We start from the raw sequence: 24,766 nt of genomic DNA on the forward strand, positions 1-24,766 counted from the left end.
CATAAAACCAATGCAAAAAAAATAAAAATCCCATTTTCTTATTGTGATCAGGGTCATATCCCATCACATTTCTCTGCCTTTTCTTTGTCTTAAAATAGAGATCATGAATGCAAGCTTAGATATTAGTACCCTGCCGGAAGGACATCCGGTGAAAATTTACTTTAAAGAAAAAGAGCTCATCCTAACATTGCTGGGTGAACTGGAAGAAACCGATCCCGCAGCAGAGGACCAGAAGTATTTTAATATATTTAACCAATTACAGAGTATTGAAAGGAGGTTTGAACGCAAAGAGAACCAGCTATTCCCTTTTCTGGAGCAAAAAGGATGGAACGGACCCAGCCAGGGGATGTGGTCATTTCATGATAACCTAAGGGAACAATTCCGATTACTTCGCAAAAAAATTACTAAAAGAGAATTCAAAAATGTTTCTGCTGATGCCCGGTTTTTAACCAGTGGAATTCATCGACTGCTTCTTATTGAAGAGGATGTACTCTTTCCAAATGCCCTGGAAATTCTTTCGGAAGAAGACTGGATTGCCGTTAGGAAAGGAGAAGAGGAAATCGGATGGATGCTGCCAGAAACTCCCGTAGCCTTTCCAGGGCAAGAGCAATATATTCATCCAAGCCAGGACAATACTAAAAGGAACCTAAGCTTTAACCTTGAAAATACTTCGCATTACGACGAAGGCTATATGAGCGTAGAACAGGTTAACCTGTTATTAAAAACCATGCCCCTGGATCTCACCTATGTTGATGAAAATGATAAGGTTATCTTCTATAACCGTGGAGAAGAAAGGGTATTTCCCCGAAGTGCTGGAATAATAGGAAGAGAGGTAAGATTCTGTCATCCGCCAAAAAGTGTGGGTACTGTCTTGAAAATCCTTGAGGAGTTTAAAAAAGGTACCAAAAATGAAGCCTCCTTCTGGATCAACTTCAAAGGCCGACTTATTTATATACGCTATTTTGCAGTAAGGGATGCCGAGAAAAAGTACCGCGGGGTAATCGAAATGTCTCAGGACATCACCGATATCAAAAAGATCGAGGGTGAAAATCGCCTACTGAACTGGGATTAGAAAAAGTTACTGTTTTATTATAAAAGCACCATCCTTGAATTTGAAAAGGATGGTGCCTTATATAGGACTATCACTCATAACTCAGTGGACCAATGGCCGTGATCTCTCCTGCTTTGACCGAAACCTTAGGAACGATCAGCTCCTTAAGTCCTGAACCCTCCCTAAAACTAAAAGTGATATCGTGGCTTCCCACCGGAAGTCCCCACAACATGAATTCTCCATAATAGGTTTGGGTTTGTATGGTATCTGCATCGGCAGTCACAAAGATCAAAGCCGGGCTATCTTTTAAGGCCTCGGCCAGATAACCATAAATATGACCGGTTTTATCCTCATCGGTAAGTCTTAAAACAGGAACAAGGGAATAGCTTTGATCAGACTCTAAAATTATAGAGGCATCAATATTAAAGTCGAGAACGAGATTGAGGGTGTCCCCGGAATGGAGTTGTTCATCCAGAGCAACCTCCAGCCCATCTTGCTTATCGGCAGGGCTACCAAGGTTAAGGCGGCTTTGATCCAATAACACCAGTTCGTTATCACCTCCCAACACCAGTTCCAGTGCTAAAAGATTTCCGGCAGGTATCGGGTAGGCATAGACCAGGTTTTCATAACCTCCACCGGTAAACTCCAGCAGATCATGTACCCCTCCATGAATTAATTCCAGTGGCAAAACGCTTTGATCCATTAGAATTTCCAGTCTTTGCAGATCAATATTTACCTGTTGATAATCTCCGGGAGCATCTACCAGCTTTACGGATAAGTATGCCACAGCCTGCTCCTCCTCTAATAATTTCTCCTGTGGTGTAGTTTCTTCAACCTCCACAGGTGCATTATCGCTGGAGCACCCTGCGGTGATTACTCCAGAAAAAACAACCCCAAACATAACCCTAAAAATAAGTTTCATAATATTCATATTAAATTAAACCCGTTAAGCAGTCTGCCTTACAGGTACTTTACATATTATTGTTTAGGGACTTCTTAAAAAGGGGAATGAAAAACACCGCCAGGGAACGATGTAAGCTAAGTATCTTAAATTACTGAAAAGGTACATTTTTAATTCCTAATTAACTGGTTTACAATACTTAATTGTGAAAATATTCTGAAATAAGCAGCAAAGCGGGGCGTGATCATCTAAAATTCTTATCTTTAGCTTAATAGGAATGCTGAAGAAATTTTCAGAAATAAAATCAATCTTTATGAGAACAATGATAGTTGCCGGACTTTTAAGCTTTATGAGCTTAGGCCTTACTGCCCAGAACCCAGAGATTCTTCCCAGGGAGATCCAGATCAAAACAGCGACACTTGCCGCACCGGAAGAAGACAGGGAAGCGGCTATGGTTTATGGTTATGATGAGGCTGGAAAAATGATTGTGCTAAGAGAAGGAACCAATAACCTGGTTTGTCTTGCCGATGATCCTAACCGGGATGGAATAAACGTTTCCTGTTACTCCAAAGACCTGGACCCCTTTATGGCCATGGGAAGGGAATTAAAGGCAGAAGGAAAGGAAATGATGGAAATAAGAGAAGCCCGCAGGAAAGATGCGGAATCAGGTAAATTAAAGCTTCCTGATGCTCCCAGTATGACCTATATCCTCAGTGGAGATGAGGAAAATTACGATAAGGAAACCGGGGAATTAAAGAAGTCGCATATGCGTTATGTCATATATATACCCTATGCGACCACCGAACAGACCGGACTTCCCGACAAACCACATCTTCCGGGTATGCCCTGGCTTATGGACCCAGGCACCCACAGGGCGCACATTATGATCACTCCGCCTAAAGATCAGTAAAACATAAATCGGATCCCGAAACCTAAAAAGCTTCGGGATTCTTTTTTTAGGCTAATCTTTCCTGGTAGTTACTTTCTGTGCCGGTAGCGGATGGTTCTTAATTTCCAGTAACCCATTTTGTAATAGATAAAGGCTACAATTGCTGCCAGAAAATTAGATATGGGAAAGGCCCACCAGATACCTTCAAAGCTGAGCCCGGTATTACTGGAAAGTACATAGGCTGTCGGGAATCTTACCATCCACAGAGCAAAAACAGAAATAAGCAGGGATGCCTTGGTAAAGCCAGCCCCATTAAACACGCCGTTTAACACCTGCTGGACTCCCAGCAATCCAAAACTCGGTGCCATGATTTTAATAAAAAGGGATCCATCTCGTATGACCTTAGGATCATCCGGGACAAAAAAGGCGGTAACTGGCTCGGCAAAGGCAAAGAGCAGCAAGCCCACCGCTGTAAGGCCAAAAAAGGCAATTTTAGTACTCAGGTCTCCGATTTGCTCTGCCCGTTTTATCTTACCGGCTCCTATATTCTGTCCTACCAGGGTCGTGGTAGCCATAGCAAAACCAAGGGCGGGAACCACGATTAAACTCAGAATACGGCTGCCTATTCCGTAGGCTGCAACCACCTCGCTTCCAAAACTTGTAACCAGCATGATCAGTACCGTCATACCTGCTGCCCGGGTAGACATTTCCATACTGGAGGGAATCCCTATGTTAAACATTCGCCTGGTCCAGGGAAAATCAAATTTCATCTGATTGAAACTAATCTTAATCCCCATTTTTCCGCGAAACAGAATTAAGAGCCCTGTAAGGGCCGAGAGGCCCTGGGTCACAATACTCGCCACTGCCGCTCCTGCTACCCCGAAGCCAGGGATTGGGCCATAACCGAAAATAAATAAAGGATCCAGCACCAGGTTCAGAAAAACAGTGGCCAGTACTACGTACATCGGCAGGAGTACATTGCCAATGCCCCGCATTAAGGACTGGAACACATAAAACATAAAGAGAAAAATGAAGCCCCAGGAGGAGACCTGAAAATAACTTACCGAATCCTCCAGGATCTCAGGGCCGGCGCCAACGAGTTTCATCAGGGGTGCTGCAGCAAAATACCCTATAATGGCCAGCAGTACAGAGATAAAAAAGATCACCAGAACGGTCTGGGAACTGCTGTAATTGACCTGCCCCTGGTCCTCGGCTCCCTTATACTGGGAAACGATCACCGTCCCGGCCAGGGTTAAACCGGCACCCAAACTCAGAATAAGAAAAAGAATAGGAAAACTGATACTTACCGCGGCCACTGCATCAGCCCCTAAACGCCCCAGCCAAAAAGTATCGATAAGCTGATAGGCAGTTTGCAGGATGTTAGCAAGAATGATAGGCCAGGCCAGTCCTGCCAGAGAATGGAGAATTTTACCTTCGGTGAATTTCACCTGTCTTTTCTTAGCCACGGGAATTAAAATAATTTGAAGCTGCAAGTAAGGAAAATATCAATAAAGCGAGGTGCGACTTTCCTGAGAAAAGAACAATTTAAGTTTAATTTAATAAGTCACCACTTTCGTCTGGTCAATAACAGCGCAATTAAAAAAGCCTCCATACTTTTTTAAAAAGTATAGAGGCTCCCTTAATTCCGAAGACCTTTTGGGGGGCTACGGAAATCGGGTAAACTAAATTAATGAATTTTCCTACAATTTTAAAATTGTAGCTACGAATTTCTCAAAGCCTTGATGAGTTCTTCCTTGCTCATATCACTACGACCTTCTATGCCCACCTTTTTGGCCTGCTCGTAGAGTTCTTCTTTGGTGCGCTCCTCATATTCCTGCGCCTTCCCTCCTTTTTTACCCGATTTTGGGTCGTTAGCGATCCTGGCAGCCTTTTTCTTGCTCATTCCTTCTTCTCGAAGGTCTTCATACTGCTGGTCATTTTTAATACTGGGTCCATGATCTTTAGCCATAACTTATATTTTTTAATTATTTCCAGGATCAAGGTAAAGAAAAAGGCTAGCAGGGAAGGTTAAAATTTTCACAGGATTTTCTAAATAATACCTTTATTAACAGTCTTTTATAAATCCTATAAGCCTGTAAGAAATACGTTAAAACCCACTGTTTTCCAGGAGATTTTCGTTATCTTATAAGAGTTATCCCCAACTATTCTAAAACCATTCTAAGTCTTATGAAATCAAATACGAAAGAATCCGTGAGGAGGTTAAAGGATCTTTATATATTAAATAAAAATCTCGAAGTTTTTTACCGTAAAATCTGGGAGCGAGAGAAAAGACTTTTTTTAAAGAGCCTTTTGTCCCGCTTGATCCGGCAAAAGAAAAGCTTTACCCATGATCTCAAGCGACATATTATTCGTTATGAACGAAAGGATCCTGCCATTGAGGGAAACCCCCTGGCAACCTCAAGCAGATTCCTGCCGGAAGCCGGTAAAGAAAAAATAGAAGCGGTTTGTCTTAAGATGGAACTGACCTCATATAAGCTTTGCCAGGAAGCCCTTGCAAAAACCACGGTAGGCGAAATAAGGGCCACCCTGTTGGAGCACCGCCAGCAAATGAGAGAATTGCTGGACAATTTAAAAACCATGAATAAATATTTTATCTAGGATTAAACAGGTAAGATTACCGGCGGTGCCATTTGGTTTGAAATATCCTCACGGCTATTTGCAGAAAGATGGTCAGGATCGCTGCGAAAGCCAGATGTTGAATCGCGGTAAAAACCCCAAGGGTATATGAATCACTAAATCGAGGACCATTTTCGAAGATATCGAGTGCATGTTGGGTGAAGTAACCAAAGGCGCCAAAGGCTAAAACCAGAAAAAAATAGCTCAATTTAAAAAAGAAGTTATCTTTTTGAAGCCATTTAAAATATACCGAGATCGCCATCATACCTACCCAACTTAGCCAAATGCTCAATTGAAATTGCGTGATAGCTGCTCTAATCTCCCCGGGATTCTCTACCGTGGAAAATAAGCCTGTCACCATAATAGCCTGATATACAGGATATAGAATAAGAAGAATAAAAATGAAAAGTAGGAGTCGTTTTTTCTTCATCCTTAAAAATAATTATAAAATTTTAAAGTAAAAGAAAAAATCCCGGGCCAGATAGCCTCCTACGGGCCCGGGAATTATGATTGGTTAGAAAATTAAGAAGTTAATTCCTTTATATGATTTTTGATCCTACCTGAGAAAAAGCAATTTTTTGTATGAACAAAAATAGAACTAACCCCTTATTTTTAAATCACTTACTCTATAAATTTAATTTTTAAGCTAGGAGAATTCAATGATTTTAACATTTTTAACGCTGAAACATCAACTTATTAGGATTTACAAACCTTCATCGATAAAAAATACATTTTATCCAAAAAAGGCCACAAAAAAACCTCTTAGTTTCCTAAGAGGTTAAAAAGGGGTGGAAGACCGGTTTCGAACCGGCGACCTCCGGAACCACAATCCGGCGCTCTAACCAGCTGAGCTACAACCACCATTTTAATTGCGGTTGCAAATGTAATTTATTTCTACTATTTCCCAAAGAAAAAAATCACTTTCAGAAGGAAAAAATTTAGATCAAATCGAAAACCGAATCCACGGCTACGTGACGTTCTGCTGTAAACCCCTCAGCGTGTTCAGTATTGATCAATCGCCCTAGGTCTCTTGCCCTGTAGGTTATACTGTCTAAAAAATTGGCACTGGAAATCGGAGTTTGGGGTTCTTTGGAGTTCTGGTCGAAAAACTGGGTCCTGTAGGCCAGTACGGATTCCAGCTTTTTATCCATATACCCGGTAATATCGACCACGAAATCAGGCTCGATATTTTTCCACTGGATATAATGGTAAACATGCTTTGGCCTCCATTCCTTCTGGCTCTTTCCCTCATGGATAGTTTCTATTTTACGCAAGCCGCTGAGAAAACAGGCATCACTGACCAGTTTAGCGCCTTTCCCATGGTCTATATGCCGGTCGTCAATGGCATTGCAAAGGACGATCTCCGGACGGTATTTTCTTAACACCTTGATGATCTCCAACTGGTGCGAGGTATTATTTTGAAAAAAACCGTCGCTGAATTCCAGGTTTCGTCGCATTACCACCCCCAGTATATCTGCTGCAGCCCTGGCTTCTTCATCTCGTGTTTCAGCGGTACCCCTGGTGCCCATTTCTCCCCGGGTAAGATCCAGGATACCCACTTTCTTCCCACGGTCTACTTCTTTGGCGATCGTACCTGAACAGCTTAATTCCACATCGTCGGGATGCGACCCAACAGCTAATATATCTAACTTCATAATTAATTTTCCTCTGGTTTTCTTTTCCTGCCTTGGACAGGAAAGTTTAGCATTTGGCTATTTTTGAACTTCCTCAAGAGCATTTTCCAGGTCGGCCATCAGGTCTTCCTTTTGCTCTATACCCACGGAGAATCTCAGGAGGCCATCACGGATCCCCTGCTTTTCCCTTTCTTCCTCAGAAAGTAGGCCATGACTGGTCTTTGATGGGGAAAGAATAGTGGATTCCACCCCGGCAAGGCTCATCGAAGATTTAATAAGGGTCAATTTCTTCTGAAAAAGGTCGGCATCAAGACCCTCCCGAAGTTCAAAAGACATCATTCCTCCAAAACCAAGCATTTGTTTTCTTGCAATATCATAATCAGGATGAGACTCAAGACCGGGATAATAAACACGGGCCACATCATCGTGATTTTCCAGAAATTTTGCCAGTTCCAGCGCATTCTCATTCTGGGCTCTCACCCGGATTCCCATAGTTTTGAGGCTGCGTTCGAGAAGCCAGACCGTATAGTCGCTCAGGCTGCCACCAAAGTTTTTGGCAAGCTGAAAAACGGTATCGATTTTTTCTGCTGAGGAAATCACTGTTCCGGCTAGAATATCACTATGGCCTCCCATATATTTTGTGGCCGAATGGATCACTATATCAATCCCGAGATCAATGGGATTCTGATTGACCGGAGAGGCAAAAGTATTATCGATCATACTGACCAGACCGTGTGCTTTGGCTACCTCGGCCACTGCTTTGATATCGGTAACAGTGAGTAAGGGATTGGAGGGGGTTTCGATATAAATAACCTTGGTATTGGGTTTGATCTCCACCTCAAAGGAAGAAGGGCTGGAATCCTGGGTAAAGGAGTAGGCTATTCCAAATTTATCAAACTCTTCGGTTACCAGGTTGCTGGTTCCCCCGTATAGCGTATTTTGTAAAACCACGTGATCTCCTTTATGCAAAAAGGCCATAAGGGCTGTGCTTACCGCAGCCATTCCACTGCCAAAGATCAGGGCTGCTTCACCATGTTCCAGGGCAGCCATTTTTTTGGCCAGTGCCACCTGGTTCGGAGTGTTAAAATATCGTGGGTAACGTTTAACCTCAACCTCCTCAAAGGCATAAGAAGTAGCCATATACAAGGGTGAAACTGCTCCTTTAAATTCTTTATCTTCCAGTTCTCCGGCGTGAATACAATTGGTATTTATTCCGTGGGTTGATTTTGCCATATACTATTGCTCAGTTAAATTTTTCAAAATTTCCTCTAAAATAAACATTAGGCTATAGTTTGCCAGCATTTCCTTTATTTTTCTTCCCTGTTTTATATCTTTATCTGGCAAAACACCTAAGAAAATGAAATTACTCTTTACCCATATAAAAGAACTACTGCAGGTACGGGAAACTCCTGTCGAAAAACTCTCCGGAGCCCAGATGAAAGAGTTGCCTACTATTAAAAATGCCTGGTTGCTCATAGAAAATGATAGCATAGCTGATTTCGGAAAAATGGAAGAGCTTTCCCAAATTAAAGCGGACAAGACCATTAATGCCGCGGGAAAAATGATTCTCCCTGCATGGTGCGATTCCCATACTCATATCGTTTACGCGGGAAATCGGGAACAGGAATTCGTAGACCGCATCAATGGTTTGAGCTATGAGGAAATTGCTAAACGAGGCGGAGGCATCCTCAATTCGGCTAAAACCCTGCAGGAGACCCCGGAGGAGGAAGTCTATCGGCAATCAGCAGAGCGCCTGGAAGAGGTCATGAGCCTGGGTACCGGAGCTGTAGAGATCAAATCCGGTTACGGTCTTACCAAAGAAGGGGAGCTCAAAATGCTTCGGGTGATCAGAAAACTCAAAGAACATTACAGCATCCCCATTAAGGCTACTTTCCTTGGGGCTCATGCCCTTCCCATGGAATATAAGGGTAACACCACGGCCTATATCGATAAGGTAATCAATGAGATCCTGCCAGAGGTGGCCAGGGAAAACCTGGCTCAATACATTGATATTTTCTGTGAGCAGGGATATTTTACACTTGAGGATACCGACCGGCTTTTATCAGCAGCCAGGCAATACGGGATGAAACCCAAGATACATGTCAATCAATTCCATGCCATAGGTGGTGTTCAGAGTGGGATCAAACATCAGGCCCTAAGTGTAGACCACCTGGAGGTAATGCGCCCGGAGGATATCGATAGCCTGAAAGGGACCTCTACCATGCCGGTAGCACTGCCCACCTGTTCACTGTATTTGAGTATTCCTTATACCCCGGCTCGCAAGATGCTGGATGCCGGACTTCCCCTGGCCCTGGCTACTGATTTCAATCCCGGGAGTACCCCCAGCGGCAATATGAACCTGGTGGTTTCCCTGGCCTGTATTAAAATGAAAATGACCCCGGAAGAGGCCATTAACGCAGCGACCATCAACGGGGCTTACGCGATGGAACTCAGTCAGAGCCACGGCAGCATCAGTAGAGGAAAAAAGGCGAATTTTATTTTGACCAAAGAAATTCCTTCCTATGCATACCTTCCCTATGCCTTTGGCAGCAATTCCATCGAATCCGTATTTATTAATGGTCAAAAAGTATAATCATGGAAGGCCTCAAGCGCTATAATTTCAATACCGTAGAAAAGCTGATCTCCTTGCGAAAGGGCGAGGTGAAATTTGGTGAAAAGATCGCCTTTATCAACGAATTGGATGATCTAGAAAAGCACCCAGCCAAGTTTGTGATCTTTGGAATCCCGGAGGACATCGGAGTCCGTGCCAATCATGGAAAACCCGGGGCTTCCCATGCCTGGGAAGCCTGCCTAAATTCCTTACTAAACATCCAGGTCAATGAATATACCAATGCGGAAAATCTGATATTGCTGGGCCATATTGACCCGGCTTCGGAAATGAAAAAGGCAGCCAATATCGATGTGTCCGATCCCAATTATTTTCCCAAACTAGGAGACCTGACCATCCTGATAGATCAAAAGGTGGGTTCTCTGGTGGAGTACATTGTTGGTGCAGGAAAGATCCCAATTATCATCGGGGGTGGTCATAACAACTCCTATGGCAACATTAAAGGAAGTTCCAGGGCATTAGGACAAGCCCTGAATGTTCTTAATATCGATGCCCATAGCGATCTTCGCAAGCTGGAACATCGCCACAGTGGAAACGGCTTCAGTTTTGCCAGGGAGGAAGGTTTTTTAGGCCGCTATACAATCTTTGGTCTGGCCAGAAATTATACCCCACAATATATTTTCGAGCAAATGAAGACTTCGGAAGATATCGAATTCAGATTATTTGAAGAGGTTTTGGCCCTTGGTACTCCAGCGCTTAATTCAGCTTTTCTGGACAGCCTGGAATTCATCCGGGATGAAGCTTTTGGCCTGGAAATAGACTGCGATGTGATAAAGAATTTTCCTGCCAGTGCCCAAACCCCATCTGGATTGAGCATCGAAGCGATCCGGCATTTTATCAGCCTTGCTGCACGTCTGCCAGAATGTACATACCTGCACCTTTGTGAAGCGGCCCCTGGCCCTGGAGAGACGGGAGCAGTAGGTAAAGCCTTATCCTTTTTGATCACTGATTTTCTTAGCGCGGCCCATGGAAGATAAAGTAAAAGAACTCATTGAAATCACTGCCCTGGTTATAGAAGGAATTGGGATCCTTGTCATGGTCATCGGCATCTTTATCGCCCTTGGCCGCTATGCCTTTAAGCGTCAGGGCGTAAAAATCAGGAGTTTTCAGAAGATTCGCGAAGAATTAGGACGTGCCATCCTCCTGGGCCTGGAGATCCTCATCGCCGCCGATATTATTGCCACGGTGGTCCACGATGCCAAAATTGGGCAAATTCTAAACCTCGGGCTCATCATCCTGATTCGAACTTTCCTGAGTTTTACCCTGGAGGTAGAAATAGAAGGGAAATGGCCCTGGAAACAAAATAGAAGCAAAACCACAGGCAAAAAGTAGCAGCTTAGGAAATTTTAAATTCTCTCTTAATCCTGCCCGGAGAGTTTCTGATAGACCCCATTGGTCCAGCCAAAGCCATCCTGGGTCGGGTATTCCCCTCCCCCGCTTTCCTTACTTAGGTCTTCCACATTATATTTTTCCAGCAATTTATAGGTCTTCGAATAGACCTTCTGGTTAAGGTCTAACCAGCGCTTTTTGATTTCCAGGGCAAGTTGGTCCTTATCATAATTGCGAAGGCCTTCAATACTCATATATTGAAGCGGTGCCCATCCATTGGGCGCATCCCATTGTTGTCCGGTATGGTGTGGGGTACTTACCAGGCCTCCAGGCCGAAGAAAAACCTGTTTAATGGTCTGGGCTACTTTCTGAGCCTGTGCTTCCTTGGATATCTCGAAAAATAGTGGATATACCCCCGCCAGGGAATAGATCCCGGTGGTATTAGCATCTTTAAAATTATAATCGAAATAAAAACCCGATTGTTCCTCCCAGAGATATTTCTCCATAGCGGTTTTTCGGTTTTCTGCTTTTTTTCGAAATTCCTGTGCCTTCTCAGGTGCTGCACCCAGTTCATAGGCCCGGGCCAGGCTCTGCTCTAAATTATAAAGCAGGCTATTGAGGTCTACCGGAATAATTTGTGTGGTATGGATGCTGTAAAGGTTGAAATCACCATTCCCATTTATACTGAGCCATCGGCTGGAAAAATCCCATCCTGATTCGGCAGCAGCCCTTAGGTCCCTGTAGACTTCTTTTCTGGTACGGTCTGGATTTTGAGCTATAGCTTTTTCAGCGGTTTCCACATCCTCCCGGTAACTTTCCGGTCTTGGGGAGTTTTTATCATCCCAATACCGATTTAGCAGTTCCCCATCTGGAAGTCTTACCACTCTTCTGTAGGCCCCTGCTTCTTGGTCTTGGCTTCCGGCCATCCAGAAATCATATTCCTTTTGCAGGGCAGGCAAGTATTTCTTATAAACCTCTTTTCCCTTGATTTCGGCCAATAGCCCTACCATCAATGCAAAGAATGGAGGCTGGGACCGGCTTAAATAATACGTCCGGTTTCCATTGGGAATAAAGCCGTAAGTATCGATGAGCCAGGCAAAATTATCAAGCATATTCTCAATGCTTTGAGTTTCGCCATCTTCCTGCAAACCCAGCATCGTAAAATAACTATCCCAGTAATAGATCTCACGAAATCTACCGCCTGGAACTATATAAGGATTGGGTAAGGGAATTAATGTTCCCGATACCTGCTTATCAGAAGGGCGTTTAAGCACATCCCACAATTTTTTGATGTGCAGGTTTATTGATGAAGAATCCGTTTGATAATTGCTTCGATTTGTCGGGATGACGAAGTTCTCCTCTAGAAAATCCTCCATTTCAGCATGGGTCTTTGGAGGGTTTTCTATATAGCTTTCTCGAATATCCTCCGGGGCAATTCGGGGTACGGCATCCACAAAAGTTTTGCTGTCGGAAAATAAGGAGTCATTGTGTTGGACCTCATAGAACAATTCCCCGTAGAGGGCTTCGGGAGGAAGAATACTTACCTGTTTCTGATCGGTCTTTTGCTGCTCGGTTTTTTTTTCTTCGGTTATTACCCCGGTAGCACAGGCATTCAATAGTAGAAAAGAACATACAAAAAGAAAATGGACTGAAAGCTTTTTCATATCAGGGTGTTTTTTTTTGGTCAGGCAGGGGTGAAAGTAAAAAATAATTTCTAATTAAGGGGCTAAGGTTTAAGACCAAAACTTTTAAAGCACTTAATTTTCTATTTTAGCCAAAAATTTCAACATCGTATCATGGAAATAATCTCATACGAGCCTCAATACGCCGAGGATTTTAAGCAACTTAATATCGCCTGGCTGGAAAAATACTTTTGGGTAGAGCCACACGATAAAGAGGTACTGGGTCATCCTGAGAAATACATCACGCAACCGGGTGGAACTATTTTCCTGGTCAAGGAAGATGACCGGATCATAGGTTGTGTGGCCCTGATGAAAATGGACAAGGGCGTTTTCGAACTTACAAAAATGGCTATTACCCCAGGTTACCAGGGAAAAAAGATCGGTCAGCAATTAATGGAACATAGTATTAAATTCGCTAAAGCACAAGGCTGGAACCAACTGATCATCTATTCCAACCGCAAGTTGGAAAACGCGATTCATATCTACAAAAAATACGGGTTCAGGGAAATACCTATTGGGGAGAACAACCCCTATTCCCGTGGAGATATAAAGTTGCGCTTAGCCCTTTCTTAAATCTTTATTAAAGCTCCGGATCATCTGTTTTGTGTTGGTTAACTTTATAACATCCTCTATATCAGTAAAGGATTCAATCTAAAACCAAAAACTATGAGACACTTATTTGCCATCCTGGCATTTGGACTATTTCTTACCGGGTGTAAAAACGAAAAACGGGAAGCCCCTCAGGAGGGGAAAACTGAACTAAAGCAAACCTCTGATAGTGATCAAAAAGACCAGGCTCAGGAAGACATCAATATTCAACCCATATCGCATGCTACGGCAGTGATCACCTGGGATCAGAAAGTTTTCTACCTCGACCCGGTGGGAGGAGCCGAGGCATTTGAGGACATGGAGGAGCCCGGTCTTGTATTAATTACCGATAATCATGGAGATCACCTCAATGCGGAAACCCTGCTTGGACTGAATCTTGAGAATGTGCAAATTATCGCTCCCCAGGCTGTAAAGGATGAACTACCCCAGGAGCTGCATGACAAGGTCCTGGTAATGGCTAACGGGCAAACCAAGGAGGTTATGGGATTTTCCATCGAAGCCATTGCTATGTATAATCTCCCCCAGGACGATCCTGAATCACGACATAAAAAAGGTCGGGGCAATGGTTATGTTATTGAAAAAAATGGTCAGCGATTATATATATCGGGAGATACGGAAGGAGTTCCAGAAATGAGAGCATTAGAAGGTATTGATATCGCGCTAGTCTCCATGAATCTTCCTTATACCATGTCTGTAGATCAGGCAGCCGATGCCGTTCTGGAATTCCAGCCCAAAAAAGTGTACCCTTACCATTACAGAGGCCAGGACGGCCTGGCTGATGTAGATAAATTTAAAAACCTTGTTAATCAGGCCAATGAGGATATCAAGGTGGTCCAACTGCAATGGTATCCAGATATGGAATGAATTTTAGACCAGAGTCCCCAGGAAGAGCAAAAAAAACCCGGTGATGAGCCGGGTTATTTAATTCGTTACATTTTTTGATCGATCTTAAGCTTTGAGCCTGATAGGTAATTTGTACTCTTTAATAGCACTGTCTAGATGTGAAGCCACTTTTTTATAGTTCAAACGTTTCTTAATCACACTTTCCACATAGGGATCATCACAATCTACGGTCAATACCACGATCTCGTTATTTTTGTTGAAAGTAATGGTCAGGTTGATTACTTTCTCTTCCTCCTCAAGTTCTATAGGTAGATCCTCAAGGAGCTTTTCCACTTCATTTTTGAAAGCAGAGGTTGGGTCGATGGGCAGTTCGGCTGCCTGAAGTGCTGAACCAAAAGAAATGGCCATCACTAAAAAAAGCATTTTTAAATTTTTCATAATAAATAAATTATTAGGTTATACATTAAAAAAGACTGGGAAAAACATAAAATGTTACAGGTAACCAATTAAATTTTATAATTATTCCCAAGCATTAAGAAGACCAGACCCTCAAATCAAGGCTCGGGTAATTTATCTGATAAGGAGAAAAGGCCTGTATTTCTAGGTAGCAATCGGGAAGAACTATGTAACCGCCCAGGAGCAGATTATGGATCATAAAAAAACCGCCATGACTGGCGGTTTTAAAAAATAAGGTATGATTCAGGCCGTTAGCTAAGTACTTCCTGTACTTTATCTGCTGCTTCCTGGAATTCAACGGCAGAGTGAATTTTCAATCCGCTGTTATCTATGAGTTCTTTAGCAATATCGGCATTGGTACCCTGAAGACGAACGATGATAGGTACATTTACCTTGTCTCCCAGGTTTTTATAGGCATCCACAATTCCTTGAGCTACCCTGTCACAACGAACAATACCTCCAAAGATATTGACAAGAATAGCTTCAACTTTTTCGTCCTTAAGGATAATTCGGAAAGCCTCTTCTACTCTTTTGGCATCTGCAGTACCTCCAACATCCAAAAAGTTTGCAGGTTCTCCTCCTGCCTGTTTGATAAGGTCCATCGTAGCCATTGCCAGTCCGGCCCCGTTGACCATACAACCAACATTCCCATCAAGATCTACATAATTAAGACCAACCTCCTTGGCTTCGACTTCTGTTGGATTCTCTTCGCGGATATCACGCATTTCCACATAATCTTTATGACGGAAAAGCGCATTATCGTCAAGGGTTACCTTTGCATCTACAGCAAGGATTTTATCATCGCTTGTTTTAAGTACCGGATTGATCTCAAAGAGTGAAGAATCCGATTTTTCAAAGGCGGTATAAAGCGCAGTCACGAATTTCACCATTTCTTTAAAGGCTGTTCCGCTAAGGCCTAAGTTAAAGGCTACGCGACGTGCCTGGAAGGGAAGCAATCCTACAGAAGGATCGATCTCTTCGGTAAAGATAAGATGAGGGGTTTTTTCGGCAACGCTCTCAATATCCACTCCACCTTCGGTAGAATACATGATCATATTTCTTCCGGTAGCTCGATTAAGCAATACCGACATATATATCTCTTCAGTCTCGCTGTCCCCTGGATAATAAACATCCTCGGCAACAAGAACCTGGTGTACTTTTTTTCCTTCGGCTGAAGTTTGTGGAGTTACCAGGTTCATCCCGATAATATCTCCTGCAATTTCCTCAACCTCTTTGAGATTCTTAGCAAGTTTTACCCCGCCACCTTTACCACGGCCTCCGGCATGCACCTGGGCCTTAATAACGTGCCAACCGGTTCCGGTTTGTTCGGTTAATTCCTTGGCAGCATTTACAGCCTCGGTAGCATTATGAGCTACAATCCCGCGCTGAATGCGCACGCCAAAACTATTTAAAATCTCTTTTCCTTGATATTCGTGTATGTTCATAATCAGGTATTTCTTCAGATTTAATTACGGTAGACAAAAGTAACAAAACCAAAAGTATTGTACCAATCTTTTTTCCTTTAATAATGGAGGTTTCCCCGGGAAGCAGTTAATTGATTTTGCGGGATATAATCCTTTGCAATAAGGCCGTGAAGCACTCCTGTAAATTCCCTGGCACATTTCAAAGAAAACAATTTAAATGAATTCGTTATTTTTGGGACCTGTGCTTGCGGGAGTTCTATTTTCTCCTGTATTTTGCGCCTAAATTTTTCCAGATATGACCAACCAAGACCTCCTTGCCATTGCCAAAGAGTTTGACAGCCCTGTGTATGTTTATGATGCTGAGAAAATTGCTTTTCAGTATAACCGATTGAAAGATGCTTTCAGCCAGGTAAAGGATCTGCGTATACATTATGCGGTTAAAGCCCTTTCCAATATTTCCATTCTTAAATACCTCAATACTATGGGATGTGGTCTGGATACCGTCTCGGTTCAGGAGGTGATGCTTGGACTTAAGGCAGGAGTCGATGCCAAGGACATCATCTATACCCCTAATGGAGTTTCCCTGGAGGAGATCGAAGAAGTAGTAGCCCTGGGGGCACAGATCAATATTGATAATCTGTCCATTCTCGAACAATTCGGTGCCAAGCATCCTGAGGTACCGGTCTGTATTCGAATAAATCCGCATATTCTTGCCGGGGGGAATGCCAAGATCTCCGTAGGCCATGTGGATTCGAAGTTTGGTATATCCATTCACCAGATGCCACTTTTACTGCGCATTGTAGAAAATACCGGGATGAACATCAATGGTATCCACATGCATACCGGCAGTGATATCCTGGATATTGAGGTTTTCCTTCGCGCTTCGGAAATTTTATTTGATGCCGCAAAGAACTTTAAAAACCTTGAGTTTCTGGATTTCGGGAGTGGCTTTAAGGTCCCCTATACAGCCGGAGACATAGAGACTGATATCGAAGAACTGGGAGAAAAACTCACCCAAAGATTTAAGACTTTCTGCCAGGAATACGGTCGGGAACTCACCCTGGTATTTGAACCCGGAAAATTCCTGGTCAGTGAAGCTGGAAAATTCCTGACCAAGGTTAACGTGATCAAGCAGACCACCTCAACGGTATTTGCGGGGGTAGACACCGGTTTTAATCATCTTATCCGTCCTATGTTCTACGGGTCTCACCACGATATTCACAATATTTCTAATCCTGAAGGAAAACAACGCTTCTACTCGGTGGTGGGCTATATTTGCGAGACCGATACCTTTGCCAACAACCGGCGTATTGCAGAGATCACAGAAGGAGATATCCTGGCCTTCAGCAATGCCGGAGCCTACAGTTTCTCCATGGCCAGTAATTTTAATTCCAGGTATCGACCTGCCGAGGTGCTTTGGTATCATGGTAAGGCTCATCTTATTAGAGAAAGAGAAACATTCGAAGACCTGTTGAGACACCAGGTGATGATCGATCTGGAATCCCCGGATGGCCAGTAGCTTCCACTTGAAATTAAAATCCGGAAGCAGAGTTTAGCCTGTGTTGAACATCTAAGGCTTTGGAAAAATTACTGCCAGATGAACCTGTATTTTATCGCCATTGTCCCCTCCCCGCCTCTGAGCCGACGCATCAGGGAGCTGAAACTGGAACTTGCCGAAAAATACAAGACCAAACACGCGCTAAAACTGCCGGCACACCTCACCCTGGCGATTCCTTTCAGGATAAGTAGCACCAGGGAAGAAAAACTCCAGCATACCCTGGAGCATTTTGCCGGAAAGCAGGAAACCTTTACCATAGAGGCTTCGGGTTTTGACCGGTTTTCTCAAAAAGTGCTGTTTATAAACATCACCGAAAATCCAGTACTTTTTGAGCTCAGGAAACAGCTACATAAATGTCTGGAGCGAGACCTGGGGCTAAAAAGGAATCTAAAGGAGCACCACTTCCATCCACACATCACTTTAGCAACCCGGGACCTCAACAAAGTCAATTTTGAAGAGGCCTGGAAAGCCCTTAAAGACCGTAGGTTCCAGGATTCATTTGCTGCCAAAAGCCTTGTACTCTTTAGGCATACTGGAAGCTTATGGGAAAGCATTGGTGAATTTTCATTTAAGAAAATCCATTAAAAGCCCGGGTGCCTGAAGTTCGGCTGTCTTCCTTTTGACCTCCTGGCGGAAATACAATTCACTTAATCCTTTCCCGGAAAATCCCTGGAAATATTTCTCTTACAAAATATAGTTTTTGTCTAAACATTTAGTTAAAAGATTAAACAATATTATTTTATTCGATATATTTACAGCAGTATTAATAAACTGTAAATTAAAATGTTATGAAAAATTACGCCGTGCCGATCGCTTACAGAAGAATTTCTATAACGGTCCTTTTTATTGTTTTTTTATCTCTTTTTCTGGTATCCTGTGAAAAAGAAGATGTGGAAATTCAAACCGAATCTTACCAGATGAGTGTTTATGACGTACTGGAACAAAATAGTACCAAAAAAGCAGATCCCGCTAAGAAAAAAGCGGCCCCGGCACCAGGGGAGGATGCCATTGCCACCATCGCAATAGAAGGAGGTTTTAATGAATTGGTTGACGCCCTGCTATATGTGGATGAAGAACTAGATGCCGGTTTGGTTAACCTTTTCTTAACCGGTACAGATCAGTATACCGTTTTCGCCCCAACAGATCAGGCCTTTGAAGGTCTTTATACAGCTCTGGGTATTGACAATATACGGGATCTTCCCGCTGACCTTGTCTTACAGGTGCTTTTATACCACGTTACCGAGGGGCGTCGTGCTGCCAACAGTGTAGTACCCCCAAAAAATTACCGTACTATCGAAACTTTACTGGGAGAAAGTTTTAAAGTCAATGCGCAAAAAGAAATTACCGCCATTGGGAACACCGCCAATATCGTCGCCGAAGATGTTTCTGCATCCAATGGGATTATTCATGTGATCGATGGGGTGATCTTGCCGCTAGAGTAAGCTTAGCGATAGTTTTGTTTGAATTGGAAAGGCCGTCTGAAAGATGGCCTTTTGCTATTGTGCTTCCCGACAAAAAATCCTTGGGAATTCGTCTTTATTTTCCTTCTAAAATCATAGTTTTATTCCCATAAAGTTTGCTTACCATGAAAAAGACGCTCTGGATCCTCCTACTAGTGCTCCTGGTTTTAATTAGCCTGGTTTATATCTCTGTATCGAGTAGTGATAAGGAATTTGACACAGTAAATATCAAAGAATTCAATGACCTGGAGCATATAGATTTCAGCAAACATGATTCGGTAGTAGTGGCTGCAAGTAGTTTATATGAGGGAAATATATTAAAAAGCTTTATCCAGGGTGAAAATTACCGTCAGGCCTGGTCCGCGCCGGTGAAGGTTCCGGTTGTATTTCTGGATACCCTTTTTGGCGGGATGAAGATCGTCAAAGAAGGCGGTGGGAGCCAAACCCACTCCCTGCGCCTGGAAGGGCCGGACGGAGTTCTTTATTCCTTGCGCAGTGTAAATAAAGATCCGGCCTCCCACGTCCCGGACTTTGCCCGTAGCCTGGGTCTTGAAAATATCGTCATAGATGCTATTTCGGCCTCCCATCCCTATGGTGCCATTCTCTCGGCTTCCCTATCCGAGGCGGCCGGTGTGCTTCACACCCACCCCTGGCTGGTTTTTGTTCCCAGACAGGATTTTTTAGGTGAAGCCTACAACCAGCAATACGGCAACAGGTTGTTTTTACTGGAATACGAAACCGAAGGAAAAAAGAACTGGACCAAAGTAGAGCAGGTGGTGGAAATACTGGATACCAAAACACTGCAGCAATGGAAGGAGAAATTCGGTGCAGCTATAAGAATTGACGAAAGTGCACTGGTCAGGGCCAGACTATTTGATCTGCTTATCGGGGACTGGGACCGGCATGCCAAGCAATGGGGTTGGGTTATTCAGGAAAAAGCCAACCGCTTTACCGCTTATCCCCTGGCGGGGGACAGGGACAATGCTTTTTTCAATATTGATGGGGTAATTCCTGAAATTATTTCCAATAAAAATATAGAACCTATGGTCAGGCCTTTTGAGCAGGAGATCGATTACCTACCCGGACTGGTTTATCCGCATGATGTATATTTTCTCCGGTACACCCCGGAACATATTTTTAGTCAGGAAGCAAAGCGACTTCAAAAACTTCTCAATGATAAGGTCTTGGATAGTGCCTTTACGGTGTGGCCCGATAATATATATGAGCTGGATGGCAAGGAGATTAAAACCAAGATAAAGGGTCGTCGGGCCCACCTGGTAGAGACCGCCAGGGAATTTCACAGCATTATCTCGGAACGAGAGCTACTTAGCGAACCCCTTAAGGGATCTGAAGACCTGCAAATAAGTCCGCAACTTTTACAGTGTTTTGAGTGTGCCCAACACCTGGAAAACAATTGAGGTATAGGTGGAATTCTTCAAAAAAAATGCCCCCTTTGGAAGATTAATTTTTCCTGTTAAGACCAGGGAATATATTCCTATAAAAAAGGCTGCCTAAAAAATGAAATTAAGCAGCCTTTTTAAGTTTGAAAAGAATTTTAAATTCTTTTAGTCATCTTCATTTTCGTCCTGGTCATCATCATCTTCGTCCTCACCATTGTGATCCTCAGCACTCACAAAGTTACCCTCTAAATCAAATTCGAGTTCTACTCCGTTATTTAGGGTCACCTCATAGCCTTCATCTTCTTTCTCGGCTTCAATGATGGTTTGTTCTGGATAATTTTCAGAGATATAATCCAAGACAATCTGGGGAAGCTCATCAGGATCTAAGTCCTCATCCCTGTCATCATAATCCTCATCCTCATCTTTTCCCTGGCCTAAAAATTCACCATCGGAATTAAAGATAAGTTCTACATCATTGTCCAGTTCCACTTCATAATTACCGTTATTTTCGCGCTCAGCTTCATCGATTCCCACCCCTGGAAAATATTGGGCAATGAAATCCTGGATGTTCTGTGGAAGCTCAGTCGGAGCTATATCTTCATCACCGAAATCATCATCCTCATCCTTATCTATGCCGATGAAAACCCCCTGCATATCAAAGATCAGCTCAGTTTCATCACTAAGGGTTATTTCATAGGTATCATCGTCTTCAATTTCGGCCTTTTTAATCGTGAGATCGGGATAGGTAGTAGATACATAATCCAGGATGGGTTGAGGCAAACTGGAAGTTTGCACATGAGCATCCGCTTTTATTGCTGTGGCATTAAGATCTACTTCAGTACCCACCTCATTGTCGTCATCAGAACTGCAGGAAAAGCCTATAAAGGCAGTCAGCAATGTAATTCCTAAATACTTAATTTTCATCATACTTCTTTTTTAATTATTCTTAAAATATTCTAGAGCCTGGCTTGGGCCGAGACCCCGTAGCAAAATAAAACGTACATCAGCAGAAGTCATTGCAAAGGGATATCATAAATCCTTCTTAAAATTCATTACCCGATAGACCGGAAAGATCAATCGCGTATTCTGCTCTTTCAGATCCGTCAAAACCTCCTTAATGTCTGCCATCATTGACTTCAATCCAGTAACCATCGGGATCCTGGAAATATATTTGTCTTATACCGTCTGGCCTGGTGTTGGAGGTACCTGCTTCTCCTTTCCAGGTTTCAAAATGGATATTCCTGGATTTAAGATGATCCATAAAAGCATCCAGTAGATCCGTTCTCATAGCCATATGTACCCCTTTATATTTCTCAATGACTTCCTGGCTCTCCACAAGGTGTAGCTGTACCCTGTCATTGAGCTGAAACCACTTGATATGATCGCCAAGGCCTCCATTGTGAATTTCTTCCAGACCAAGGATATCTCTATAAAAATCAGCAGATTCTTTTAGATCTCTTACCCGGATGGTGTCGTGGTCCTTTCTCAGGTTGTATTTATTGACTTCTGAAGTGGCAGCGAATAGAAATATCGCCGGTACATTTTGTATGGGCATAACCTCTGTGTTTTTTAGTTCATTAGCACTTTACAAGATAATTGAATTGCCTGTGTTAACTGTAAAACTGAGGTTAAAACTTGTATTTTGGGTGTCAAAAAGTCTTAACTTGCAGGATAAAGCTTAATCATCCTATGGTTTATATCCTTTACCACCCCGATGATGAATCGGAAGTGAAAGAAGAACTGATTACACTCTTAGATGGAAAGGAGTATGAATTAATTGAATATCCCAACCCGGAGTTCAAACCCGAAAATGATAGTGTATTAATCACTTATTTAAGCGATGAATATCTTAGGGAATTCCTTCCCAGGGCGGCAAACCGGGGTTGGCCCGTAGGCATTCTTCCCCACCGGGATAATGTGTATACTTCCAAAGGTCTGGGCATTTCTTCCAAACTGGATGAAGCCGTAGAGGAGATCCTCGAGGCTGAAGAAAGCCATAAATTAGACCTTTTATTTTGTAACGGGAAGCCTGTCTTCCAGGCGGTAAACCTGGGAAATGCTTTTATCTTTTCAGAAGAACATAAAGAGAATAGTTTCTTTTTCGAGGTAAAGACCTTTATTAAAAATATACGCCGGCTCTCTTCCCTCTCCCACCATTCCTATCTTTTAAAAGCTGATGGGGAGAAAATAATTCATACCTCGGCCCTGGGTATCATCGTGGTTGAGCATCCCTTGAGTTCCGTGGTGGCCAGAAGGCTTGTTTCGGAAAGTGCCATGAATGACGGTATGTTCAACGTGCTGATTCTTTCACCCCAAAACCTTTTTGAATTATTACTGTTCCTCTTGCGTAGTTTAATCCCTATCAGGAAAAAACTTGGTAAACTCCCCGCTTTCATCGGCCAGATCAAAATCTCCAACCTGGAAATACAAAACACTTCCAAAATTGAATACACCGTCGACGGACAAACAGATTCTGCCGAAAGTATTTCTCTGGAAGTACAGCCCGAAGCCCTTGTTTTAAAACAGGTCAGCATGTACTGCACCGAAAAAAGAGGGCCTGATGTTAAAAAAAGCTTCAAGATAGACAAGCTGCCCACAGGACAGAAAAGAGAGGAACTTACCAAACGTCCCCTTCCTATTCTGCCCAGGGCCACTGCGGAAGAATTTGAAGATCTTTTCAAGGTATTGCGGGAAAAAGCGATGACGACCTCGCCGTATGTCATTATGATGATCCTCTCCACACTTATCGCGACCTTTGGGCTTTTTGGGAATTCTTCCCCGGTCATTATTGGAGCCATGATCCTTGCTCCCATTATCGCCCCCATCGTCTCTTTTTCCATGGGCATGGTCCGCTATGACACCCAAATGCTCAAAACAGGTTTTATTACCATCCTGATAGGGACTGGGGTTTCGTTATTATTTGCTGCCGGAGTTAGCCTTATTATCCCCCTTAAGGTACTCACCTCCGAGATTGATGCCCGGCTCTCTCCCACCCTTTTGGATATGGGGATCGCTGTAGCTTCCGGGATTGCGGCAGCTTACGCTCATGCCGAAGAAGGGATTGCCAAAAGCCTGGCCGGGGTGGCCATTGCCGTGGCCCTGGTGCCCCCGCTTGCCGTAGCCGGTATTGGTATTGGTTGGTGGGATTGGGAGGTGTTTTCCGGAGCCTTTTTGCTTTACCTTACCAATATGGCAGGAATTATTATGTTTGCTGGAATCACTTTCCTGGTCTTAGGTTTCGCGCCCTTTAAAAGAGCAAAAATGGGGCTTGTTTATACCTTCATCATCATAGCCATGATCCTGATCCCGCTATCGCTTTCCTTTAATCGTATTCAACAGGAAGCCAACATTACCAGGCAGCTGGAAGGAACCACTTTTAATGAGGTGATTCTCCGGGATGTAAAGGTGCGTTTTGGCACACCATTGAAAGTAAGTCTAACCCTGGTAGGTACCGAAAACCTTGAAAAGGAGGATATGGTGGATATTAAAAGGCAAATCGAGGAAAGCATTGCCCAACCTATACAGCTGGAAGTAATATCAGCCCGGCAATTTTAAACCCCGAATCTTTTCGGTATCAAATGTTAAGATTTTTCCAACTGGCTGGTTTTTTTTCCTAAATTATTTTGCAACCCGATATATTTCAATAGATTCGGCGCTGATTATTAAAATAAATAAACATAAAGATTATGCTTAGATTGAAAAGAATTGCAACTTCCCTATTATTTACCGCTGTTATAGGTTCCTTTACAGCTGTGGCCCAAACGCCGCAACCAATGGCACCGCAGCAACAGCAACAAGTGGAAGTTAATGATGAAGAGCTTACTAAGTTTGCCAAAGCCTACCAGGGAATTACCCTTATAAACCAACAAGCCCAGCAAAAAATGGTAAAGGCCGTTGAAGATAGTGGTTTTGAAGTCAAGCGTTTTAATGAAATTCACCAGGCTTCTCTTGACCCTAACAAAGAGGTGGAAGTAAGCAGTGAGGAAGAGGCCAAGCATAAGGCTGTAGTTACAGAGATAGAGAATATGCAAGGTGATTTCCAAAAGGATATGGAAAATGTCATTAAAGAGCAGGGACTAAGCGTTGAGCGTTATGAGCAACTGGCTATGGCTTTGCAACAAGATACCAAGCTCCAACAAAGACTGCAAAAGTTAATGCAGGGACAGGGATAATTTAAATTCTTGTATAAAATTTTTAAGCGGCAGAAGAGATTCCTGCCGCTTTTTTTATTCCTAGGCTTGGTCGCACATGGAAAATTTTCAAT

At 43.2% G+C, this 24,766-nt stretch carries 25 protein-coding genes and 1 tRNA gene; 14 read left to right on the forward strand and 12 right to left on the reverse strand.

Annotation, left to right across the window (positions count from 1 at the left end):
• Nucleotides 1-103 precede the first annotated feature (103 nt).
• Nucleotides 104-1,072 (forward strand): DUF438 domain-containing protein, encoded by a 969-nt coding sequence (locus ACW6NC_RS06965; protein ID WP_457864698.1) that lies wholly within the window; start codon nt 104-106, stop codon nt 1,070-1,072.
• 70 nt (nt 1,073-1,142) lie between these two features.
• Here the strand turns inward: ACW6NC_RS06965 and ACW6NC_RS06970 are convergent, their stop codons facing one another.
• Nucleotides 1,143-1,973, reverse strand: a complete 831-nt coding sequence (locus ACW6NC_RS06970; protein ID WP_457864699.1) for a DUF4382 domain-containing protein — start codon at nt 1,971-1,973, stop codon at nt 1,143-1,145.
• 292 nt (nt 1,974-2,265) lie between these two features.
• Between ACW6NC_RS06970 and ACW6NC_RS06975 the strand changes: the two genes are divergently transcribed.
• Nucleotides 2,266-2,862, forward strand: coding sequence for a hypothetical protein (locus ACW6NC_RS06975; protein WP_457864701.1), 597 nt, complete (start codon nt 2,266-2,268; stop codon nt 2,860-2,862).
• Nucleotides 2,863-2,930: 68 nt separating this feature from the next.
• Here the strand turns inward: ACW6NC_RS06975 and ACW6NC_RS06980 are convergent, their stop codons facing one another.
• Nucleotides 2,931-4,307, reverse strand: coding sequence for an MATE family efflux transporter (locus ACW6NC_RS06980; protein WP_457864703.1), 1,377 nt, complete (start codon nt 4,305-4,307; stop codon nt 2,931-2,933).
• A gap of 254 nt (nt 4,308-4,561) precedes the next feature.
• A complete protein-coding gene (locus ACW6NC_RS06985) occupies nt 4,562-4,810 on the reverse strand; it encodes a DUF7218 family protein (protein WP_457864704.1) in 249 nt (82 codons plus the stop codon).
• Nucleotides 4,811-5,028: 218 nt separating this feature from the next.
• Between ACW6NC_RS06985 and ACW6NC_RS06990 the strand changes: the two genes are divergently transcribed.
• Entirely contained in the window at nt 5,029-5,460 is a 432-nt protein-coding gene (locus ACW6NC_RS06990; RefSeq protein ID WP_457864706.1) for a hypothetical protein, read from the forward strand.
• Between the two features lie 16 nt (nt 5,461-5,476).
• Here ACW6NC_RS06990 and ACW6NC_RS06995 read toward each other — a convergent pair whose 3' ends face one another.
• From ACW6NC_RS06995 to ACW6NC_RS07010, 4 genes are all read right to left on the reverse strand, one after another.
• Nucleotides 5,477-5,908 (reverse strand): hypothetical protein, encoded by a 432-nt coding sequence (locus ACW6NC_RS06995; protein ID WP_457864707.1) that lies wholly within the window; start codon nt 5,906-5,908, stop codon nt 5,477-5,479.
• A gap of 356 nt (nt 5,909-6,264) precedes the next feature.
• Nucleotides 6,265-6,340: transfer RNA gene (locus ACW6NC_RS07000), tRNA-His, on the reverse strand.
• A gap of 76 nt (nt 6,341-6,416) precedes the next feature.
• Nucleotides 6,417-7,133, reverse strand: a complete 717-nt coding sequence (bshB1, locus tag ACW6NC_RS07005) for a bacillithiol biosynthesis deacetylase BshB1 (protein WP_457864709.1) — start codon at nt 7,131-7,133, stop codon at nt 6,417-6,419.
• A 57-nt stretch (nt 7,134-7,190) separates the two neighbouring features.
• Nucleotides 7,191-8,345, reverse strand: a complete 1,155-nt coding sequence (locus ACW6NC_RS07010; RefSeq protein ID WP_457864711.1) for a trans-sulfuration enzyme family protein — start codon at nt 8,343-8,345, stop codon at nt 7,191-7,193.
• 124 nt (nt 8,346-8,469) lie between these two features.
• On the opposite strand from ACW6NC_RS07010, the gene hutI reads away from it, so the two are divergent.
• The 3 genes from hutI to ACW6NC_RS07025 are packed head-to-tail and all read left to right on the forward strand — an operon-like array spanning nt 8,470 to nt 11,073.
• Entirely contained in the window at nt 8,470-9,705 is a 1,236-nt protein-coding gene (hutI, locus tag ACW6NC_RS07015) for an imidazolonepropionase (protein ID WP_457864713.1), read from the forward strand.
• 2 nt (nt 9,706-9,707) lie between these two features.
• Complete coding sequence (locus ACW6NC_RS07020; RefSeq protein ID WP_457864714.1) at nt 9,708-10,718, forward strand: arginase family protein; 1,011 nt, start codon at nt 9,708-9,710, stop codon at nt 10,716-10,718.
• Nucleotides 10,708-11,073: a DUF1622 domain-containing protein gene (locus ACW6NC_RS07025; RefSeq protein ID WP_457864716.1), complete on the forward strand. Its 366-nt coding sequence runs from the start codon at nt 10,708-10,710 to the stop codon at nt 11,071-11,073. The genes ACW6NC_RS07020 and ACW6NC_RS07025 overlap by 11 nt, the downstream gene beginning before the upstream one ends.
• A 26-nt stretch (nt 11,074-11,099) precedes the next feature.
• Here the strand turns inward: ACW6NC_RS07025 and treF are convergent, their stop codons facing one another.
• Nucleotides 11,100-12,734: an alpha,alpha-trehalase TreF gene (gene treF, locus ACW6NC_RS07030; RefSeq protein ID WP_457864717.1), complete on the reverse strand. Its 1,635-nt coding sequence runs from the start codon at nt 12,732-12,734 to the stop codon at nt 11,100-11,102.
• 132 nt (nt 12,735-12,866) lie between these two features.
• On the opposite strand from treF, the gene ACW6NC_RS07035 reads away from it, so the two are divergent.
• A complete protein-coding gene (locus ACW6NC_RS07035; RefSeq protein WP_457864719.1) occupies nt 12,867-13,325 on the forward strand; it encodes a GNAT family N-acetyltransferase in 459 nt (152 codons plus the stop codon).
• 93 nt (nt 13,326-13,418) lie between these two features.
• Nucleotides 13,419-14,225: an MBL fold metallo-hydrolase gene (locus ACW6NC_RS07040; protein WP_457864721.1), complete on the forward strand. Its 807-nt coding sequence runs from the start codon at nt 13,419-13,421 to the stop codon at nt 14,223-14,225.
• Nucleotides 14,226-14,309: 84 nt separating this feature from the next.
• Here ACW6NC_RS07040 and ACW6NC_RS07045 read toward each other — a convergent pair whose 3' ends face one another.
• Nucleotides 14,310-14,642, reverse strand: coding sequence for a hypothetical protein (locus ACW6NC_RS07045; RefSeq protein WP_457864723.1), 333 nt, complete (start codon nt 14,640-14,642; stop codon nt 14,310-14,312).
• Between the two features lie 269 nt (nt 14,643-14,911).
• Nucleotides 14,912-16,105: an ADP-forming succinate--CoA ligase subunit beta gene (gene sucC / locus ACW6NC_RS07050; protein WP_457864725.1), complete on the reverse strand. Its 1,194-nt coding sequence runs from the start codon at nt 16,103-16,105 to the stop codon at nt 14,912-14,914.
• A 274-nt stretch (nt 16,106-16,379) separates the two neighbouring features.
• Here sucC and lysA point away from each other — a divergent pair, with 274 nt between their 5' ends.
• The 4 genes from lysA (at nt 16,380) to ACW6NC_RS07070 (ending at nt 20,520) form a co-directional block, all read left to right on the forward strand.
• Nucleotides 16,380-17,603, forward strand: a complete 1,224-nt coding sequence (lysA, locus tag ACW6NC_RS07055) for a diaminopimelate decarboxylase (protein WP_457864727.1) — start codon at nt 16,380-16,382, stop codon at nt 17,601-17,603.
• Between the two features lie 78 nt (nt 17,604-17,681).
• Nucleotides 17,682-18,227 (forward strand): 2'-5' RNA ligase family protein, encoded by a 546-nt coding sequence (locus tag ACW6NC_RS07060; protein WP_457864729.1) that lies wholly within the window; start codon nt 17,682-17,684, stop codon nt 18,225-18,227.
• 203 nt (nt 18,228-18,430) lie between these two features.
• Nucleotides 18,431-19,084 carry a fasciclin domain-containing protein gene (locus tag ACW6NC_RS07065; protein WP_457864731.1) on the forward strand — a complete coding sequence of 218 codons (654 nt, stop codon included), beginning with the start codon at nt 18,431-18,433 and terminating at the stop codon, nt 19,082-19,084.
• A gap of 143 nt (nt 19,085-19,227) precedes the next feature.
• A complete protein-coding gene (locus ACW6NC_RS07070) occupies nt 19,228-20,520 on the forward strand; it encodes a hypothetical protein (RefSeq protein WP_457864733.1) in 1,293 nt (430 codons plus the stop codon).
• Between the two features lie 147 nt (nt 20,521-20,667).
• Here the strand turns inward: ACW6NC_RS07070 and ACW6NC_RS07075 are convergent, their stop codons facing one another.
• Nucleotides 20,668-21,429, reverse strand: a complete 762-nt coding sequence (locus ACW6NC_RS07075; RefSeq protein WP_457864735.1) for a PepSY-like domain-containing protein — start codon at nt 21,427-21,429, stop codon at nt 20,668-20,670.
• 187 nt (nt 21,430-21,616) lie between these two features.
• Complete coding sequence (locus tag ACW6NC_RS07080; protein WP_457864737.1) at nt 21,617-22,057, reverse strand: VOC family protein; 441 nt, start codon at nt 22,055-22,057, stop codon at nt 21,617-21,619.
• 134 nt (nt 22,058-22,191) lie between these two features.
• On the opposite strand from ACW6NC_RS07080, the gene ACW6NC_RS07085 reads away from it, so the two are divergent.
• Both ACW6NC_RS07085 and ACW6NC_RS07090 read left to right on the forward strand, forming a co-directional pair.
• On the forward strand, nt 22,192-24,057 hold the full coding sequence (locus tag ACW6NC_RS07085; RefSeq protein ID WP_457864739.1) for a DUF389 domain-containing protein: 1,866 nt from the start codon (nt 22,192-22,194) through the stop codon (nt 24,055-24,057).
• 131 nt (nt 24,058-24,188) lie between these two features.
• Nucleotides 24,189-24,674, forward strand: coding sequence for a DUF4168 domain-containing protein (locus tag ACW6NC_RS07090; RefSeq protein ID WP_457864741.1), 486 nt, complete (start codon nt 24,189-24,191; stop codon nt 24,672-24,674).
• Nucleotides 24,675-24,766: the final 92 nt, after the last annotated feature.

The organism is Salegentibacter profundi (assembly GCF_054121475.1).

Bases quoted from the DNA above. Each gene is read 5' to 3' on its own strand.
- ACW6NC_RS06965 (WP_457864698.1), top strand. From the start codon at position 104: ATGAATGCAAGCTTAGATATTAGTACCCTGCCGGAAGGACATCCGGTG.
- ACW6NC_RS06970 (WP_457864699.1), bottom strand. From the start codon at position 1,973: ATGAAACTTATTTTTAGGGTTATGTTTGGGGTTGTTTTTTCTGGAGTA.
- ACW6NC_RS06975 (WP_457864701.1), top strand. From the start codon at position 2,266: ATGAGAACAATGATAGTTGCCGGACTTTTAAGCTTTATGAGCTTAGGC.
- ACW6NC_RS06985 (WP_457864704.1), bottom strand. From the start codon at position 4,810: ATGGCTAAAGATCATGGACCCAGTATTAAAAATGACCAGCAGTATGAA.
- ACW6NC_RS06990 (WP_457864706.1), top strand. From the start codon at position 5,029: ATGAAATCAAATACGAAAGAATCCGTGAGGAGGTTAAAGGATCTTTAT.
- ACW6NC_RS06995 (WP_457864707.1), bottom strand. From the start codon at position 5,908: ATGAAGAAAAAACGACTCCTACTTTTCATTTTTATTCTTCTTATTCTA.
- bshB1 (WP_457864709.1), bottom strand. From the start codon at position 7,133: ATGAAGTTAGATATATTAGCTGTTGGGTCGCATCCCGACGATGTGGAA.
- ACW6NC_RS07010 (WP_457864711.1), bottom strand. From the start codon at position 8,345: ATGGCAAAATCAACCCACGGAATAAATACCAATTGTATTCACGCCGGA.
- hutI (WP_457864713.1), top strand. From the start codon at position 8,470: ATGAAATTACTCTTTACCCATATAAAAGAACTACTGCAGGTACGGGAA.
- ACW6NC_RS07020 (WP_457864714.1), top strand. From the start codon at position 9,708: ATGGAAGGCCTCAAGCGCTATAATTTCAATACCGTAGAAAAGCTGATC.
- ACW6NC_RS07025 (WP_457864716.1), top strand. From the start codon at position 10,708: ATGGAAGATAAAGTAAAAGAACTCATTGAAATCACTGCCCTGGTTATA.
- treF (WP_457864717.1), bottom strand. From the start codon at position 12,734: ATGAAAAAGCTTTCAGTCCATTTTCTTTTTGTATGTTCTTTTCTACTA.
- ACW6NC_RS07035 (WP_457864719.1), top strand. From the start codon at position 12,867: ATGGAAATAATCTCATACGAGCCTCAATACGCCGAGGATTTTAAGCAA.
- ACW6NC_RS07040 (WP_457864721.1), top strand. From the start codon at position 13,419: ATGAGACACTTATTTGCCATCCTGGCATTTGGACTATTTCTTACCGGG.
- ACW6NC_RS07045 (WP_457864723.1), bottom strand. From the start codon at position 14,642: ATGAAAAATTTAAAAATGCTTTTTTTAGTGATGGCCATTTCTTTTGGT.
- sucC (WP_457864725.1), bottom strand. From the start codon at position 16,105: ATGAACATACACGAATATCAAGGAAAAGAGATTTTAAATAGTTTTGGC.
- lysA (WP_457864727.1), top strand. From the start codon at position 16,380: ATGACCAACCAAGACCTCCTTGCCATTGCCAAAGAGTTTGACAGCCCT.
- ACW6NC_RS07060 (WP_457864729.1), top strand. From the start codon at position 17,682: ATGAACCTGTATTTTATCGCCATTGTCCCCTCCCCGCCTCTGAGCCGA.
- ACW6NC_RS07065 (WP_457864731.1), top strand. From the start codon at position 18,431: ATGAAAAATTACGCCGTGCCGATCGCTTACAGAAGAATTTCTATAACG.
- ACW6NC_RS07070 (WP_457864733.1), top strand. From the start codon at position 19,228: ATGAAAAAGACGCTCTGGATCCTCCTACTAGTGCTCCTGGTTTTAATT.
- ACW6NC_RS07075 (WP_457864735.1), bottom strand. From the start codon at position 21,429: ATGATGAAAATTAAGTATTTAGGAATTACATTGCTGACTGCCTTTATA.
- ACW6NC_RS07080 (WP_457864737.1), bottom strand. From the start codon at position 22,057: ATGCCCATACAAAATGTACCGGCGATATTTCTATTCGCTGCCACTTCA.
- ACW6NC_RS07085 (WP_457864739.1), top strand. From the start codon at position 22,192: ATGGTTTATATCCTTTACCACCCCGATGATGAATCGGAAGTGAAAGAA.
- ACW6NC_RS07090 (WP_457864741.1), top strand. From the start codon at position 24,189: ATGCTTAGATTGAAAAGAATTGCAACTTCCCTATTATTTACCGCTGTT.